Raw genomic sequence first — 15,865 nt, forward strand, 5'->3', positions numbered from 1 at the left:
ATAAAGACAATCGACGGGTGTTAAAGAGGAAGTTAATTGGAATTCTCATGGACTGCAAACAGTACAACACCGAGTCTTAAACGTTTTTTACTCCTGCATGGTATCAGTCATCGATTGTGGGCTAAGCAAAAACAAATTGGCGGTCGGCTCTTATTAAACGGGCATCAAGCAACGCCAGACCAAACTGTCGCAGACGGTGATGTGGTGGCCTTACAGTTGCCGGATGAAGCTGCCGATAAGACGGTCCTAATCAGTAATCAGCCAATTGAGGTTCCCTGGTTTGATGATCATTGGTTGGTTGTGAACAAATCGGCCGGGATTGCCGCTGTGCCTGGTCCTAGCGGGCAAACGGATACGGTGGTGAACCGGGTTAAAGGTTGGTTGATCACCCAACAATCTCGAAATCTGAAGCCACATTTAATTACTCGACTAGACCGAGACACCAGCGGCTTAATGCTGGTGGCCCGCGATGCCGTGGTTCAAGGCATGATTGCGCCTCAGGTCGACCATCATCAACTGCGTAAAGATTACGTAGCGTTAGTCGCCGGGCACGTTATGAACGCACATGACTTAATTACCACCCCAATTGAGCGAGTTGCCGGACAAGTTGCTCGTCAAATCGCGCAGCCAGGGGCCGGTCAAACTGCCCAGACGGAGTATTGGGTATTGACCCGATACGATCATGCGACATTGGTGAAGCTACGGTTGCATACTGGGCGGACCCATCAAATTCGCGTTCACATGGCAAGTATGGGTCATCCTTTACTGGGCGACGCGTTATATGGTGGTCCACTAGATTTGCTTACGCGCCAGGCCTTGCATGCAAGTGAGTTAGCGTTCACGGATCCACTAGATGGTCAGCGTCACACGGTAACGAGTCCACTGCCTGAAGATATGCAGATGGCCATTCAACGACTGAGTCCTTTAAAATAACTAAAAGGTGACCGGCTACCTGCGCGATGAGCAGCTAAATCGCAGCATTTTTGCGTGGCTTCTGGTATAATTGTTTGGATAATTTTGTATTTAATTTTGAGAAAAACGAGGATTCTGATAAATGGTCGCGCAGTTTAAACCGACGTGGATGATTTCTGCGATTTATAACATAACGCCTGAACAGCTCAACCGCGCCGGAATCAAAACGATTTTAACCGACCTTGATAATACGCTGATTGCATGGAATAACCCTGATGGCACGCCGCAGCTGCGGGAATGGTTAGCATTAATGAACCAACATGGTATTCAAGTGGTGGTTGTCTCAAATAATAGTGCTAAACGAATCTCACATGCGGTTGCTGCCCTAGGGTTACCGTTTGTGTCTCGGGCGTTAAAGCCGTTTACTCGGGGGATCAGACAGGCCAAGCGACGTTACCATTTAACCAACGATGATGTTGTCATGATTGGTGATCAACTGATGACCGATATTTGGGCGGCCAATCATGCCCATGTCCGAAGTATTTTAGTCAAACCTTTAATTGAAACCGATAAGTGGGATACGCGAATTAATCGTTTCTTTGAACGGTTTGTTATGCGGCGGTTACTGAAAATCTATCCTAATTTAACTTGGCAGGAGGAGTTGCGATGAGCGAACAGGCGCTAGCAGCACTTGAAACAGAAGATTTATATTGTATTGGTTGTGGGGCCAAGATCCAGACCACAACCCCGGACGCCCTTGGCTATACGCCACAGTCAGCCTTAAAGAAAGGACTAGCCAACGGTGAATTATATTGCCAGCGTTGTTTTCGTTTACGTCATTACAATGAAATTATGCCGGTTTCGCTGACTGACGATGATTTTCGGCGACTATTGAGCCAGATCCGTGAGGCTAATGCTCTAATCGTCTATGTGGTCGATATTTTTGACTTTAATGGTAGCATGATTCCTGGATTGCACCGGTTTGTCGGTGAGAACCCAGTCCTGTTAGTTGGTAACAAAGAAGATGTCCTGCCGCGTTCACTAAAGCGACCGAAATTAACGGACTGGCTGCGGCAACAGGCCAATTTAAATGGCTTGCGGCCAGTAGCGACCACCTTGTTGAGTGCAAAAAACGGTCATGATGTTGACGATCTTTTACAACTGATTGACCATTATCGTGGCAACCGGGACGTTTATGTTGTTGGGGTGACTAATGTTGGCAAGTCAACCCTGATTAATCGCATTTTAAAGCGGAATACTGGCGTTGCCGATCTCATTACGACATCGCGCTTTCCAGGCACAACACTGGATAAAATTGAGATTCCTTTAGGTGAAGATCACGTCTTAGTAGACACACCGGGGATTATTCACCCCGAACAGATGGCCCATTTTCTAACTGCGGATACGTTGAAGTACGTTGCCCCACAAAAGGAAATCAAACCGCGGATCTATCAGCTTCAACCAGAACAAACCCTCTTTTTTGGAGCAGTGGCACGGTTTGATTTGATTTCAGCGAAGACGACGGCTAAGACTTCTGGGGTGACCGCCTATTTTGAAAATAATTTAATGATTCATCGCACGAAGTTAGTTAACGCGGATTCCTTTTACGACCGCCATGCTGGTGAACTATTAGCGCCGCCGTCAGGGGCCGACTTAGCTAAATTACCGGCATTAACTCGTCATGAATTTCACCCGACTGAAAAGAGTGATTTAGTGATTGAAGGCTTGGGCTGGATCACGGTGCCAGCCAATGTTACGGTGGCCGGTTGGGCACCAGCAGGAGTAAGTGTTCTTTTACGCCGAGCAATGATTTAGATATGGAAAGGTAAATGTACATGGATTTAAAAGGTAAACAAAAACATTTTTTGCGTTCACAAGCGCACACTTTGCGACCACTTTTTTCAATCGGAAAGAATGGTTTAACTGACGCATGGCGAGAGCAGCTGGTCGGTGCTTTAGAAAAGCGTGAACTGATTAAAGTTAGCCTACTATCCAGTGCGGATGTTTCGGTGACTGAGACCAAGACATTTATCGAGCAAAACCCGCGGATTACAGTTGTTCAAACGATCGGGCATACGTTGGTTCTATTTATGCCAGCTACTGATCCGGAAGATCAAGTATTGAGTAAGCAAGTCACTGGTCTCGCGTAACCTACGGAAATTTTGTTGAATCAGGCGGGTGAAAATTATGATTACCAAAACTTTGTCAAAACAAACACAAGCAGAGGTGTTGACGGAACAGGTTAGCCAAATGCCGCAACAACGTGTCGGTATTTTAGGGGGGACTTTTAATCCACCTCATCTGGGCCATCTCATTATCGCAGATCAGGTTGGCAAGCAACTTGGACTAAACAAAGTCTTATTTATGCCCAATGCACAGCCACCGCATGTCGATGAAAAACTGACGATCGATCCATTACTGCGAGCGCGCATGGTTCGCCGTGCAATTTTTGGTAATCCGCTGTTTGATTTAGAAATGACTGAGATTCAACGCGGAGGCAAAAGTTTTAGCTATGATACAATGGTAGCGTTAAAGCGGCAGCACCCACAGACGACCTACTATTTCATCATTGGTGGTGACGAAGTGGCTTATTTGCCCACCTGGCACAAAATTGATGAACTGGTAAAGCTTGTGACATTTGTGGGCATTAACCGCAGTGGCTTTAAGCAAAACACGCCGTATCCAGTGATCTGGGTTGACGTCCCGACCATCGATATCAGTAGTTCGATGATTCGTGATAAGGTCAAGCGAGGACAATCGATCCACTATTTGGTTCCTGAAGCAGTGGAAGCTTATATTAAGGAGCATCAGTTGTATCATGAATGATTCAATTTCTTATCAGCAACAGTTGTATGCGGGCACCAGGGCGCAATTAATTGACGCAATTCATGTTAAGTTAAGAGACAAGCGGTTTGAACATGTGCTGCGTGTGGAACAGACAGCGTTGGTCTTAGCTGAACAAAATGGCGTGGACTTAGAAAAGGCCAGCATTGCTGGCCTGGTTCATGATTATGCGAAACAGCGTTCTGATAAAGACTTTGTGGCCATGATTGAAAAGCACCAGTTAGACCCTGATTTATTAAATTGGGGTAACGCCATCTGGCATGGTGTGGTGGGCGCTGAATTTGTCCGCGATGAACTTGGCATTAATGATGAAGATATCTTGAACGCGGTCCGCCATCACACGACTGGCGCGGTGGCAATGTCGCCATTGGAACAAGTGGTTTATATGGCTGATTACATCGAACCTGGTCGGACAGTGCCTGGTATTGAAGAAGCGCGGCGCATTACAAATGAGGATTTGCAGGCTGGGGTGGCGTATCAAACTGCGCATACATTGGCCTACTTGATTAAGCAGCAGGCGCCAGTTTATCCTGGTACGATCCTGACGTATAACCGTTGGGTGGCTGGCAAGAAAATGAAGTATAATTACTGACATCGACAATAGCTAAATAATGAAATGAGGAAAATTTTTTTGACAAGTAAAGAAATGCTGGAAATTGCTGTTAAGGCTGGCGATTCGAAACGAGCCGAAGATATCGTCGCATTGGACGTGGAACAAGTTAGCCTCGTGGCCGACTACTTTGTCTTGATGAATGGTGGTTCCAAACGGCAGGTTCAAGCGATTGTTCAGGCTGTGCAAGATGAAGAGGCTGATGCAGGCGTCATTGTTCGGCGTGTTGAAGGTAAAGCAGAAGGCACTTGGGTACTCCTAGACTTTGGTGACATTGTTGTTCATGTCTTCCAAGAAGAACAACGACAATATTACAATCTTGAAAAGTTATGGTCGGATGCGCCACTCGTGAATTTGACGAGTTGGTTAGGTGAAACGGCGTGATTTACGATTCGTTTGCTAAATTTTATGATGAACTATTCGATCCAGCTATGTATGATGCATGGCTGGATTTTGTCCGTCAACAGGCCGGTTCTCGACGTCAGATGATTGACTTGGCTTGCGGTACAGGTCGATTGGCGATTAAATTAAAACAGGCCGGTTTTGATGTGACAGGTTTGGATCTAGCTCCAGAAATGCTTAGTTTGGCGGCTGAACGTGCGGCTAGCGTTAATGTGAACGTACCGTTGATCGAGGGCGATTTTACGGCGCTTGGTGATTTAGGCCAGTATGAATTAATCACATGCTTTGATGATTCATTGTGTTATCTGCCTGATGAAGCGATGTTATTAGATGCCTTTCGCGAAGCTAAGGCACATTTGACTAGCTCAGGTCGGTATTTATTTGACGTGATTACGCCGTACCAGACTGATACAGTTTATCCAGGATATATGTACAATTTTCATGATGATGAGCGGGCCTTCATGTGGAGTAGTTATGAAGGTGAACAACCGCACAGTGTTGAACATGATTTAAACTTTTTTATCTGGAATGAAGCCTTGAACGGTTATGACCATCATGCTGAACTTCATATTGAACGGACTTACTCGCTAGCCACTTATCAGCACCTTTTGCACTCAGCTGGTTTTACGAAAGTGACGGTAACGTCTGACTTTGGTCAACAACCGATCGATGAGACAACGACACGGTGGTTTTTTGTTTGTGAAGTTAATTAGCCTGGAGGAGTTATGATGCGAGCAGTCGGGGTGGTTGCCGAATATAATCCATTTCACAATGGACACGCTTATCACTTGACGATGGCGCGTCAAGTTGCTGATGCTGATGTGGTGATTGCCGTCATGAGTGGCAATTTTGTTCAACGTGGGGAAGCAGCCATTTTTGATAAATGGGCTCGGGCTGATCAGGCTTTGCATCATGGTGCTGATGTCGTCATTGAGTTGCCTTTTCACTGGGCCGTGCAACCAGCCCATCTTTTCGCCCAGGGGGCCTTAACTTTATTAGCAGCTTTGCAAATACCAACGATGGTGTTTGGTGCAGAGCATCCTCAAGTTGACTTTACCGCCTTGGCTGAACAATCTGTAAATGATACGCGGGCCTTTAAAAGATTTGATCAAACGTATGCGACGTTGTTTAACGCGCAATTGGAGGCCAAAACAGGCTTTCGTTTGGATCAGCCTAATGATATTTTGAGTTTCAGTTATGCGATGGCTAATCAACAATTAAAACGGCCGCTGGTATTAATGCCAATTCAACGGTTAGGTGCCGATTACCATGAGCAAGTGCTCAGTCAGCAACAGTTTGCTAGCGCTACGGCGGTTCGAAAAGCGATGCTGACGCCGACCGATCAAACGGTGAGACAATTGGCTGATCTCGTTCCTAAACAAACGTTAGCCAGCTTTTCACAACAGCCAGCGATCGCCGGGTGGACACCGCAGTTGTGGCATTTGCTACGTCATACATTGGTGGTCACCCCAGTAACGGAATTGGCCAATGTTTACCAAATGTCAGAAGGACTGGAATATCGCTTAAAGGCTGCCGCCGAAGAAAATGACACTTGGCCGGATTTTCTAACGGCGATTAAGACGAAACGATACACGTATTCGCGGTTACTGCGAGTTTGTTTGTACACAGTGATGCACGCTACAACCGCTGAGATGGTACCGGGACAGTCAGAATATCTACGCTTGCTTGGTTTCACGTCAGCTGGTCAACGGTGGCTCAATGAAGCAAAAAAACGCTTTATGTTCCCATTGATCACACGTTTTGATCGAAAGCTTAAACAAACGACGCTGAATCTGGATTACCGAGCGGGAACTGTTTATGAAATGTTGACTGGTCAAGCCCAGGATTTTCGACATAATCCGTTGCGCGTGGTCACCAAGTAGGGTAGTATTCAGAAACAGACTGGTGAGCTTATCTGGAGGTTGACGTTGAGTAAAATGATTTAGCGTTGACATTGATCTATGGCGCCGGTATAATGAAATTCGTTGCATTAGGAGGTTTATCGATGAAATGGTCGCTCAAAGAGCTTGAAAAGTATCGCAATGAGCCACTGCGGATCGACGAAACTTTAGATGTGAAGGTAAAGACGTTGGCGCGGTTTTCGGATCGCGTAATCGATATTGATCCAGTTAAGGTAACTGGTATGGTCTCAATTGATCGTGATGATGTATTGTTAGACGTGCATGTCACCGGTCAAGCGGTTGTCCCGTCAAGTCGGTCATTAGCGCCTGTAACCTTTCCGTTTGATTTTGATATGAACGAGATTTACATCACTGAGGAAAGTCATTTTGATCGTTATGAAGAAAACGAAACAGTTTTACTTCTGGAAGGTCAAACTATCGACTTGGATGAAGGTGTTATTGATAACATCATCGCCCAGATTCCAATGCAAATTCTGACTGATGACGAGAAAGACGGTCAAGTAATGCCAACCGGTAACGGTTGGGAAGTCATTGCTGAAGATGATTTCAATGCCATGCAGGAAGAAAATCAACCCACTGATCCACGTCTCGCTAAGCTGAAGGGGTTGTTCCCTGATCAGGATCAAGACTAATTATTCACTTAGCAGATTTTAAAAACACATGTGTGGATAAAATCATTTCAAGGAGGTGCTCGTTCACATGGCTGTACCAGCACGGAAAACATCTAAAGAAAAGAAGTTGAAGCGTCGTGGCCACATTAAATTGGCTACACCGAATTTGGCTCCATGTCCAAATTGTGGTGAATTACGGATGTCACATCGTGTCTGCCCAAACTGCGGATACTATGATGGCAAGCAGGTTGTTAAGACTGCGAACGCTTAATTGATCAAAAACACCTGAGAGGCCTAGGCTCTCAGGTGTTTTTTTTCTACAAATTTTGAAGATTCTTCGGTATAATATAAAGCCTATGATTAAAATTCAGAACAGAATCAGATGCATTCTTGAGCGCAAGACCACAGGCGGTGATGATTATTTTTGACCAAGTGAGGTCAGCTGACTTGAAATAAGACTCGACTTAGTGGCCGTTCGAGATAAAAGGAATTTGTTGGAGGCGTTTGTGATGCGAGTGGGGCTGTTGGTAGTGTTGATTGTCGTAGGAATCAGCTACGCTGTTTATTGGTGTGTGGATTTATGGGGACATCGCCAAGAGTGGTTAGCGACGTCTGCATCGACGTTGGCGGTGGCTTTAAGTGGCATCTTGATTTTCTTTCTGTCCACATTAGGTGTGTCGGATTTTGCGGTTAGTACGGCGATTTACACCCCGACTAAGTGGGTGTCGATTAAGCGATTACCAGGGACATTAAATGTGCAGGGGGTACTCCCCTTTGTCATGATGAGTGTGGGTTTCATCGGGGTGGTTCACGTCGATCCATTCACTTTAATTGCTTTAGTGGGAGCACAAGTAGTTGGCGCCTTGGCCAGTCCACGAATAGTAGTCAAGTTGCCAGAACGGGCGATTAAGCAATGGATTGCGGGCGGTTTATTATTGGCCGGCGTTTTTATCTTAGCCAGTCGGTTACACTTAATTGCCGGTAATGGCACAGCGACAGGATTAACAGGTTGGACCCTCATGATTGGCTGTGTACTGCAGGCAGTTTATGGCGCTTTAAATAATATCGGAATTGGTTCTTATGCGCTGACCACCGCGACGGTTTACGCTTTGGGGTTGAATCCGTTAGTGGCGTTCCCGATTATGATGAGTGGCTCTGCGTTGTCAGTAGCGGCGGGTAGCAGCATCTTTATTTATTATGGTGACTATCAGCGAAAAATTGCTAGTGTTGCCAGTTTAGCTGGTTTGATTGGCGTTGCAGCTGGATTAATTGCCTTTGCACATTTTAATGTTGCAATCGTCTCATGGCTGGTGGTGGGCGTTCTTTTTTACACCGCGATTAATTTATTAATTGGTTTAAGACGCAAACGGCCTTAGCAAATCCAGCTGGGGATGGCGGTAGCGAAAACCTAGGTAAAATGATAAGATGAGAGCGTTGTTAAAAAAGGTCGTTAGTTAAACCAGAAAACGATAATAAAATAATTTGGAGTGTTAGACCAAATGGAAAACTCAGAACAAACTGGGGCTAAAAAATACAAAATCTTGATCATTGAAGATGAAAAGAATCTCGCCCGTTTTGTCGATCTAGAACTGAAGCATGATGGTTATGAAACCCAGGTTGAATATAACGGTCGTACCGGTCTGGAGGCTGCACTAGCCACTAACTTTAATGTCATCTTGCTGGATCTCATGTTACCAGAATTAAATGGACTGGAAGTTGCCCGGCGTGTTCGCGAAGTCAAAAGCACACCAATTGTCATGATGACGGCTCGTGATTCCGTGATCGATCGGGTTTCTGGTCTTGATCATGGGGCCGATGATTACATCGTTAAACCCTTTGCAATTGAAGAATTATTGGCTCGTGTTCGGGCTTTATTACGCCGAATTGATATTGAGGGCGAACAAAAGAGCTTTAAACAAACTGTTGTTGAGTACAAAGATCTGCGGATTGAAAAAGAAAACCGTATCGTTCGGCGTGGTGATGAGATTATTAACTTGACCAAACGTGAATATGAACTATTACTAACATTGATGGAGAATATTAACGTGGTTTTGGCTCGTGATGTCTTACTTCAAAAAGTGTGGGGCTATGAATCAGAAGTTGAGACTAATGTGGTGGATGTTTACATTCGATATTTGCGTAATAAAATTGATCGCCCAGGTGAAGACAGTTATATTCAAACGGTCCGTGGAACGGGCTATGTTATGCGCTCATGAATCCTGGACAAACTGAAATGACAACCAAAAAACGACGACGATTATCGTTAAAGTGGAAGTGGGCACTCGGGACTGGGACGGGTGTCTTTGTCATTTTTACGGTGGTTTTAGGCCTCTTATTTTCGAGCTTTACCGCAGTGTTATTAAAACAAGAGCGCCAGCGAACCACAGATGCCATCAATGTCGTTAGTCAACGACTGGATAATGAATCGCAGGAGTTATCCAGTACGAGTGTGGAACCAATTTTGCGTCCCCGAGAAAATCCTTATCGTCCGCAGAATCCGAGTCACCCAGATGGTAAGAGCAACCTATATGAAGACAATGTCGTGCGCACATTGGCCACCGATAACTTAGCCGTTAGTATCTATGATACCAGCGGAACAGAAATCTTTGCGTCTCGGGTCGATCCAGAGCCGTTTAAGGCGGTTAAACGACAAGCATTAACGCTCAGCCACTTGGAAGGGCAAGTCGTTTATGTAGGACGCGCGCCGATTTTTTCGCGGGCTGGTCATCGCTTGATTGGTTATGTACAGGTCACGAATCAGCTAAATGCCTATTGGCGAACCTATCGACGTACCGGCTCAATTCTCATTGTTTTACTGCTGATCGGCTTGTTAGCCATTTCTGTTTTCGGTTATCTGTTAGCTAGTTACTTTTTGCGGCCGATTTCTGATATCAGTGAAACGATCGCTAAGGCCAGTGAGGATCCACAATCAAGTAGTCGAGTTCCTGAGTCGCGACGAAACGATGAATTAGCTGATTTATCATCATTGCTAAATCAAATGCTAGATCAGATGCAACGCTATATTGATCAACAGCAGCAATTTGTCGGGGATGTTTCCCATGAATTGAGAACACCAGTGGCGATTATTCAAGGGCATATGGAGTTGCTTAATCGTTGGGGTAAAGATGATCCAGAAGTTTTAAACGAATCCATTCAAGCAACCCTTGCTGAAACCAAACGAATGAAAAGTTTGGTTCAAGAAATGCTGGAACTCTCGCGAGCTGAGCAGGTGGAAATTGATTTTCGAAATCAAGTCACCAATATTCAAGCAGTCGTCAATCAAGTTTTCAGTAACTTTGAGATGATTCATCCAGACTTTAACTTTTCCTTGGACGATGATTTACGGCACGCAGTTTATGTAGCCATGTTTCGGGACCATCTTGAACAGGTGTTGATTATCTTATTAGATAACGCGGTGAAATATTCCCAGACGCGTAAGGAAATTCACGTGTCATTATCGGAAGATGCCCGTGATGCTCAAGTATCTGTTCAAGATTTTGGCGAAGGCATTGCACCAGAGAATATTGATCGGGTATTCAATCGTTTTTATCGGGTTGATAAAGCGCGTTCCCGCGAAAAAGGTGGTAATGGTTTAGGCTTGTCCATCGCTAAGCGATTGATCGAAGGTTACAACGGAAAAATTGAGGTTGAGTCAGTCCCTGGTCACGGGTCGATTTTTCAAGTTTCATTACCAATTTTAAGTGATGATCAGCGTCATCGTTTGGAAGAATTAAACGAGCACCAGACGCCGTTAAAACCTTTGGACGATCCACTGGCAGGGAGTAATCTAACTGATTAATCAAACCCAAACTTGATTAGTGAAAGTACACAAAAGGCGTAACCGTCAATATCAACGGTTACGCCTTTTAAATTTGCTTTGTTGTAATTAATTTTGATCTTCGTGATGATGATGTTGCTTACCCGCATTGCGCTTCTTCTGTTGTTGCTGTGTCGCTGCAGGCGTCGATGTTGGTTGGGTTGGGGTCGTTGAAGTCGGTGTCTCAGTTGCTGCAACTGGTTTCGGTGCCGATGCAGCCTTTTGCTTCAATTCCTCAGCGACTTGTTGACGAATTCGTGGCCGGTACCAAGCGATAATCAAAGTTTGTAAGCAGGCGAAGAGGCCGCCGACAAAGAAGTACAATCCTAATGCGGCTGGTGTGGAGAATGTTACGAACAGAATCATGATCGGACTCATAATCATCATAGAGCGCATCTGTTTTTTCTGATCTTCCGGTAGGCCTAACAAGGAAAGATAACCTTGCAGTAAGTAGGCTAAAAAGGACAGAATCGCCAAAATGAGGTTAGGTTTACCTAGATGGATCCCAAAGAAAGTGGCATTGACTAATTCTGGCGCGTAACGGATTGCTGCATATAGCGCTGCGAAGATTGGAAATTGGATCAGCAAGGGTAGACAACCGATGCCCCCGGTCATTGAAATGCCATTGTCCTTGTAAAGTTTCATCATTTCTTGGCTAATGGCATTGCGTTCGTCCGGTGTTTTAGCGGCCTTTTGCCGTGCCTGAATATCGGTCATCTGTGGACGAACCATCGCCATTTTTTCTTGCTGGATCGTGGCTTGGCGCGATTGGCGAATCATCAGTGGCAATAAGATTAGGCGAACGACAACCGTCAATAAAATAACGGCCCAGCCATAACTACCACCGAGCAATTTTGCCGCCCATTCCATAAAGTGGACCATGGGTTCGCCAAGATAAGTCCAAATGTAACCAACTGGTTTACCATGACTTGTACGAACACAACCACTTAGAAACAAGGCGAGTGTACCAAGCATGGTTAAACTTAGTACCCGAGTATTTTTTTTCATAATCTTTCGTGTAAATCCTTTCGACTAAGCATTCATAACCTGCTTAGGATACTAAATAATGCTGGCGATAGCAATGGAAAGTCAATAAATGTCAAACTTTTCTAACGGCTGCAAGGCGATTATTTGTTGGTCGATGCCAGTGACATGAATCCAGCTGGCCGGCGGATCTTTGATGGCTTCAATAAAGTTGGCCACCATTGCGGTTGATCCCTGAACGACGAGACTAACTGTGCCATCGGCATTATTTTTTGCAAACCCAACGAGGTGATGCTGACGCGCTAGTTGGGCCGCCGTATAACGAAAACCAACACCTTGAACCAGACCATGAACGGTTAGTGAAACAGCTTGCTCAGTCATAATCGAAACCTCCTTGCCCGTCATTATTGTTATCCTACCATGGATAAGTGACCAATATGGTATAATTTGCAACCAGAGGAATTATTATGGAAAAAATTGAATCATTACAAAATGGACGTGTTAAAAACTGGAAAAAGTTGGCGACTAAAAAAGGCCGTGAACAATCCGGGACTTATCTATTGGATGGCTGGCATTTGGTTAAAGAAGCCATGGCGGCCCAAGCAACTGTCAAAACAGTGATGGGAACAGCGGCTGCGTGGCGTGAATATGGTGATTTAATGCCACGTGATTTAAATGCATTAGAAATCAGTCCTGAAATTGCCAAGACTATCAGTGATACGGTCACGCCACAAGGCATTTTTGCCGAAGTGGCTGTGCCTGAGGCGGCCACGGCTTTGCCCGACGTTGTACACGGTGCATGGCTATTTTTAGATGCCGTTCAGGACCCTGGTAATATCGGGACAATGGTGCGAACTGCCGATGCGGCTGGTTTTGCCGGTGTGGTATTTGGGCGTGGAACTGCGGATCAATTTGCGCCAAAAGTGGTCCGTGCGATGCAAGGAAGTCAATTTCATATTCAATTAGTTACTGAAGATCTCTATGCCGCTCTACGTTATTTCAAACGTTCTGGCTTAGCGGTGTACGGGACTAAGTTAGATCCTACTGCGGTTAACTTTCGCGAAGTCCAATCGGGCGCTGATTTTGGCCTGATTATGGGGAACGAAGGTAATGGCATGGCCGATCAATTGGGAACGTTAACTAAAGCCAATTTATACATTCCGATTTTAGGTCAAGCTGAATCATTGAACGTGGCGGTGGCAGCCGGAGTTTTGATGTTTCAACTTAAACAAGAGTAGGGATTGCTTGATTAAGTTGGGCGCTTAAAATGATCTCGCTGGCGGTCCTGATTAAACAGAATCGATTGCCACTTTTGGTGACTGATGGCCTAATTCCCGGATTCTTTGTAATTGGGCGGGGATTAATGAAGGTCATTTGTTCGGCGAGCTTTTGCTTTTCAAAAGTAAGCAAACCTGCTACAATAGCAGTCAATTCGTCAGCAGCAATCAACGACTGAAAAGGAAGCATTAGATGAAACCAAATGAATGGAAACAAGATGCGGAGTATGTGGCATTAGTCGAGGATTTACTGGCCCGGCCGGAAGTTCAGCGATTAGCCATGTTTGAGCAACATCATCATACGACTCGCCTAGATCACAGCTTGAGTGTTTCATTTGATAGCTATCAAATTGCTAAACAGCGCGGTTGGAATTACCAAGCGGTTGCGCGTGCTGGTCTGTTGCACGATCTATTTTATTATGATTGGCGGACGACTAAGTTTGATTTAGGTACCCATGCTTTTATTCATCCTCGGGTTTCGTTACGCAATGCTGAAAAGATCACGACGTTGTCGGACATGGAAAAAGACATTATCTTGAAGCACATGTTTGGCTTAACGATGGCTTTGCCTAAATACAAGGAAAGTTTGCTCGTGTCATTAGTTGATGACTATGAAGCCTCCCATGAGTATTTTGGTCATGTAAAGGTGAAGACCCATACATGGATGCAGCGCTTACATCCATCTAGAACCATCTGAATTTACGATGAATTAGTTATAAAAACGAGCTTGAGGGGGAAATCTGATGTCAGAAACCATGGTGGAATCAGCTGCATTCAAACTTTGTCCAAAGTTTGAAAAAACTTTTTCGATTTTAGGGAAAAAATGGAACGGTTTAATTATCGAGGCGCTTTTGGCTCAAGGGACACTGCGTTTTAAGGATATTGCGAATTCCATCGATAAATGTTCCGACCGAATGTTAGTCGAGCGTTTAAAAGAATTAGAAGAAGCTGAAATTATTACGCGAGCGACCCACGAGAACTCAGCGTTGATTGAATATCAGCTGACTGAGAAAGGTTTGGACATGCGTGAGATGATGGATACGATTCATGCATGGTCCGATAAGTGGAACGAGGATGTTTGTTAATCACTTATTAGAAGTGGGTTGACGAGGTTCAAGTGCTCAGCTAGAATAAATTTTTGTAAATGCAATGAGAAAAAAGAGTAGCGCAATGAATTTCAGGGAGGTTGGTCTTAGACTGCAAGCCAACCAGCGAGCTGCGTGAATTCACTTTTCGAGCAGAAATCGGGCGGCATTTTTTAATAAAAATGCCAAAAGACTCTCCGGTGACCACCGTTACAGGTTTTGAGTGGTAGTTCGACTGTCGGACTGCAACAAGGGTGGTACCGCGAACTGTTCGTCCCTTTCCTGATTTTTTGGGAAAGGGATTTTTTATGCACTGAAATGGCGGTAGAAATTGAGTTTAAATGGAGGAGCATATGGCTTTAAAAGAACGACTTCAAGAATTGCGCGATCGCGGTTTAGCCGATATCTCGCGGAGTGAAAATTTAACCCGAATCAATGAAATTCGAGTGCAACTGTTGGGCAAGAAGGGGCCGATAACTGAGGCGTTACGCGGCTTGCGTGAACTTTCTGCTGAAGAACGTCCTCAAGTCGGAAGTTTTGCGAACCAAATTCGCGATGAGTTGGCGACAGCCATTGAGGAGCGCCGTAACGAACTGGAAGCAGCATCCAGAGCGGCTCAACTCAATGCTGAAGCAATCGATGTGACGTTGCCGGGGACGCCAGTTGCTCAAGGCCAGCCGCATGTGATTCAACGAATCATTGATCAGCTTGAAGATATGTTTATTGGCATGGGTTACCAGGTAGTTGACGGCCCTGAAGTAGAAGACGATCATCATAATTTTGAAATGATGAATTTACCAAAAGACCATCCGGCCCGCGATATGCAGGATACTTTTTATCTAACACCTGAATTGTTGATGCGCACGCACACGAGCCCTAATCAAGCCCGCGCCATGGAAAATCATGATTTCAACAAGGGTCCGCTTAAAATGGTCAGTCCCGGACGGGTTTATCGCCGCGATACCGATGATGCGACCCATAGTCATCAGTTCCATCAAGTGGAAGGATTAGTTGTCGATAAGCATGTGACAATGGGAGATTTAAAAGGAACCCTTGAATTAGTTGCCGCTAATTTATTCGGCGATGAGTTTGACGTTCGGCTACGGCCAAGTTATTTTCCATTCACTGAGCCGTCTGTCGAGGCCGATATCACCTGCTTTAATTGCATGGGTAAAGGTTGTGCGGTCTGCAAGTACACGGGTTGGATTGAAGTATTGGGTGCTGGAATGGTTCATCCAAATGTTTTACAAATGGCGGGTGTTGACCCAAGTATTTATGGTGGGTTTGCCTTTGGCCTAGGTCCGGATCGTTTTGCAATGCTAAAGTACGGTGTTACAGATATTCGGAACTTCTATCTAAATGACACACGCTTCTTAACACAATTTTATCAACGGGGGTAAA

At 45.1% G+C, this 15,865-nt stretch carries 20 protein-coding genes and 1 other annotated feature; of the genes, 18 read left to right on the plus strand and 2 right to left on the minus strand.

Annotated elements, in window-relative coordinates; all coding sequences use genetic code 11:
* Positions 1–36: 36 nt before the first annotated feature.
* The 14 genes from ACKTR2_RS00600 to ACKTR2_RS00665 all read left to right on the plus strand — a co-directional run bounded on the left by ACKTR2_RS00600 (position 37) and on the right by ACKTR2_RS00665 (position 11,100).
* On the plus strand, positions 37–933 hold the full coding sequence (locus ACKTR2_RS00600) for an RluA family pseudouridine synthase (RefSeq protein ID WP_407882048.1): 897 nt from the start codon (positions 37–39) through the stop codon (positions 931–933).
* 121 nt (positions 934–1,054) lie between these two features.
* Positions 1,055–1,582: a YqeG family HAD IIIA-type phosphatase gene (locus ACKTR2_RS00605; protein ID WP_407882050.1), complete on the plus strand. Its 528-nt coding sequence runs from the start codon at positions 1,055–1,057 to the stop codon at positions 1,580–1,582.
* Entirely contained in the window at positions 1,579–2,727 is a 1,149-nt protein-coding gene (yqeH, locus tag ACKTR2_RS00610; protein WP_407882052.1) for a ribosome biogenesis GTPase YqeH, read from the plus strand. Before ACKTR2_RS00605 ends, yqeH begins: the two co-directional genes overlap by 4 nt.
* Before the next feature lie 20 nt (positions 2,728–2,747).
* Positions 2,748–3,062 carry a YhbY family RNA-binding protein gene (locus tag ACKTR2_RS00615; RefSeq protein WP_407882053.1) on the plus strand — a complete coding sequence of 105 codons (315 nt, stop codon included), beginning with the start codon at positions 2,748–2,750 and terminating at the stop codon, positions 3,060–3,062.
* Between the two features lie 37 nt (positions 3,063–3,099).
* Positions 3,100–3,738, plus strand: a complete 639-nt coding sequence (locus ACKTR2_RS00620) for a nicotinate-nucleotide adenylyltransferase (RefSeq protein ID WP_407882055.1) — start codon at positions 3,100–3,102, stop codon at positions 3,736–3,738.
* Positions 3,731–4,348 (plus strand): bis(5'-nucleosyl)-tetraphosphatase (symmetrical) YqeK, encoded by a 618-nt coding sequence (gene yqeK / locus ACKTR2_RS00625; protein WP_407882057.1) that lies wholly within the window; start codon positions 3,731–3,733, stop codon positions 4,346–4,348. Before ACKTR2_RS00620 ends, yqeK begins: the two co-directional genes overlap by 8 nt.
* Positions 4,349–4,372: 24 nt before the next feature.
* A complete protein-coding gene (gene rsfS, locus ACKTR2_RS00630) occupies positions 4,373–4,750 on the plus strand; it encodes a ribosome silencing factor (RefSeq protein WP_407882059.1) in 378 nt (125 codons plus the stop codon).
* Complete coding sequence (locus ACKTR2_RS00635; protein WP_407882061.1) at positions 4,747–5,481, plus strand: class I SAM-dependent DNA methyltransferase; 735 nt, start codon at positions 4,747–4,749, stop codon at positions 5,479–5,481. Before rsfS ends, ACKTR2_RS00635 begins: the two co-directional genes overlap by 4 nt.
* Positions 5,482–5,493: 12 nt before the next feature.
* Positions 5,494–6,651, plus strand: a complete 1,158-nt coding sequence (locus ACKTR2_RS00640; protein ID WP_407882063.1) for a nucleotidyltransferase — start codon at positions 5,494–5,496, stop codon at positions 6,649–6,651.
* Positions 6,652–6,773: 122 nt separating this feature from the next.
* A complete protein-coding gene (locus tag ACKTR2_RS00645) occupies positions 6,774–7,322 on the plus strand; it encodes a YceD family protein (RefSeq protein ID WP_407882064.1) in 549 nt (182 codons plus the stop codon).
* A gap of 67 nt (positions 7,323–7,389) precedes the next feature.
* Positions 7,390–7,572: a 50S ribosomal protein L32 gene (gene rpmF, locus ACKTR2_RS00650; RefSeq protein ID WP_407882066.1), complete on the plus strand. Its 183-nt coding sequence runs from the start codon at positions 7,390–7,392 to the stop codon at positions 7,570–7,572.
* Positions 7,573–7,810: 238 nt separating this feature from the next.
* A complete protein-coding gene (locus ACKTR2_RS00655) occupies positions 7,811–8,677 on the plus strand; it encodes a hypothetical protein (RefSeq protein WP_407882067.1) in 867 nt (288 codons plus the stop codon).
* 123 nt (positions 8,678–8,800) lie between these two features.
* On the plus strand, positions 8,801–9,517 hold the full coding sequence (locus ACKTR2_RS00660; protein ID WP_407882068.1) for a response regulator transcription factor: 717 nt from the start codon (positions 8,801–8,803) through the stop codon (positions 9,515–9,517).
* Positions 9,518–9,534: 17 nt separating this feature from the next.
* Positions 9,535–11,100 (plus strand): HAMP domain-containing sensor histidine kinase, encoded by a 1,566-nt coding sequence (locus ACKTR2_RS00665; protein ID WP_407882069.1) that lies wholly within the window; start codon positions 9,535–9,537, stop codon positions 11,098–11,100.
* An 87-nt stretch (positions 11,101–11,187) separates the two neighbouring features.
* Here the strand turns inward: ACKTR2_RS00665 and yidC are convergent, their stop codons facing one another.
* The gene (gene yidC / locus ACKTR2_RS00670; protein ID WP_407882070.1) at positions 11,188–12,126 is read right to left on the minus strand and encodes a membrane protein insertase YidC; all 939 of its coding nucleotides are present in this window, start codon (positions 12,124–12,126) and stop codon (positions 11,188–11,190) included.
* Positions 12,127–12,207: 81 nt separating this feature from the next.
* Positions 12,208–12,483 carry an acylphosphatase gene (locus ACKTR2_RS00675; protein WP_407882072.1) on the minus strand — a complete coding sequence of 92 codons (276 nt, stop codon included), beginning with the start codon at positions 12,481–12,483 and terminating at the stop codon, positions 12,208–12,210.
* 86 nt (positions 12,484–12,569) lie between these two features.
* Between ACKTR2_RS00675 and ACKTR2_RS00680 the strand changes: the two genes are divergently transcribed.
* The 4 genes from ACKTR2_RS00680 (at position 12,570) to pheS (ending at position 15,864) form a co-directional block, all read left to right on the plus strand.
* Positions 12,570–13,340 carry a TrmH family RNA methyltransferase gene (locus ACKTR2_RS00680; protein ID WP_407882074.1) on the plus strand — a complete coding sequence of 257 codons (771 nt, stop codon included), beginning with the start codon at positions 12,570–12,572 and terminating at the stop codon, positions 13,338–13,340.
* A gap of 232 nt (positions 13,341–13,572) precedes the next feature.
* Positions 13,573–14,076, plus strand: coding sequence for an HD domain-containing protein (locus ACKTR2_RS00685; RefSeq protein ID WP_407882076.1), 504 nt, complete (start codon positions 13,573–13,575; stop codon positions 14,074–14,076).
* Between the two features lie 46 nt (positions 14,077–14,122).
* Positions 14,123–14,464, plus strand: a complete 342-nt coding sequence (locus tag ACKTR2_RS00690; RefSeq protein WP_407882078.1) for a winged helix-turn-helix transcriptional regulator — start codon at positions 14,123–14,125, stop codon at positions 14,462–14,464.
* A 55-nt stretch (positions 14,465–14,519) separates the two neighbouring features.
* Positions 14,520–14,746: a binding site (T-box leader), on the plus strand.
* A gap of 71 nt (positions 14,747–14,817) precedes the next feature.
* Complete coding sequence (gene pheS / locus ACKTR2_RS00695; protein ID WP_407882080.1) at positions 14,818–15,864, plus strand: phenylalanine--tRNA ligase subunit alpha; 1,047 nt, start codon at positions 14,818–14,820, stop codon at positions 15,862–15,864.
* Position 15,865 lies beyond the last annotated feature (1 nt).

Origin of the sequence: Furfurilactobacillus curtus, assembly GCF_045862785.1 — a bacterium.
In the GTDB taxonomy this organism is placed as follows: Bacteria; Bacillota; Bacilli; order Lactobacillales; family Lactobacillaceae; genus Furfurilactobacillus; species Furfurilactobacillus curtus.

Bases quoted from the DNA above. Each gene is read 5' to 3' on its own strand.
- yidC (WP_407882070.1), bottom strand. From the start codon at position 12,126: ATGAAAAAAAATACTCGGGTACTAAGTTTAACCATGCTTGGTACACTC.
- ACKTR2_RS00640 (WP_407882063.1), top strand. From the start codon at position 5,494: ATGATGCGAGCAGTCGGGGTGGTTGCCGAATATAATCCATTTCACAAT.
- rsfS (WP_407882059.1), top strand. From the start codon at position 4,373: ATGAGGAAAATTTTTTTGACAAGTAAAGAAATGCTGGAAATTGCTGTT.
- pheS (WP_407882080.1), top strand. From the start codon at position 14,818: ATGGCTTTAAAAGAACGACTTCAAGAATTGCGCGATCGCGGTTTAGCC.
- ACKTR2_RS00685 (WP_407882076.1), top strand. From the start codon at position 13,573: ATGAAACCAAATGAATGGAAACAAGATGCGGAGTATGTGGCATTAGTC.
- yqeK (WP_407882057.1), top strand. From the start codon at position 3,731: ATGAATGATTCAATTTCTTATCAGCAACAGTTGTATGCGGGCACCAGG.
- ACKTR2_RS00615 (WP_407882053.1), top strand. From the start codon at position 2,748: ATGGATTTAAAAGGTAAACAAAAACATTTTTTGCGTTCACAAGCGCAC.
- rpmF (WP_407882066.1), top strand. From the start codon at position 7,390: ATGGCTGTACCAGCACGGAAAACATCTAAAGAAAAGAAGTTGAAGCGT.
- ACKTR2_RS00675 (WP_407882072.1), bottom strand. From the start codon at position 12,483: ATGACTGAGCAAGCTGTTTCACTAACCGTTCATGGTCTGGTTCAAGGT.
- ACKTR2_RS00620 (WP_407882055.1), top strand. From the start codon at position 3,100: ATGATTACCAAAACTTTGTCAAAACAAACACAAGCAGAGGTGTTGACG.
- ACKTR2_RS00605 (WP_407882050.1), top strand. From the start codon at position 1,055: ATGGTCGCGCAGTTTAAACCGACGTGGATGATTTCTGCGATTTATAAC.
- ACKTR2_RS00645 (WP_407882064.1), top strand. From the start codon at position 6,774: ATGAAATGGTCGCTCAAAGAGCTTGAAAAGTATCGCAATGAGCCACTG.
- ACKTR2_RS00655 (WP_407882067.1), top strand. From the start codon at position 7,811: ATGCGAGTGGGGCTGTTGGTAGTGTTGATTGTCGTAGGAATCAGCTAC.
- ACKTR2_RS00690 (WP_407882078.1), top strand. From the start codon at position 14,123: ATGTCAGAAACCATGGTGGAATCAGCTGCATTCAAACTTTGTCCAAAG.
- ACKTR2_RS00660 (WP_407882068.1), top strand. From the start codon at position 8,801: ATGGAAAACTCAGAACAAACTGGGGCTAAAAAATACAAAATCTTGATC.
- ACKTR2_RS00680 (WP_407882074.1), top strand. From the start codon at position 12,570: ATGGAAAAAATTGAATCATTACAAAATGGACGTGTTAAAAACTGGAAA.
- ACKTR2_RS00665 (WP_407882069.1), top strand. From the start codon at position 9,535: ATGACAACCAAAAAACGACGACGATTATCGTTAAAGTGGAAGTGGGCA.
- yqeH (WP_407882052.1), top strand. From the start codon at position 1,579: ATGAGCGAACAGGCGCTAGCAGCACTTGAAACAGAAGATTTATATTGT.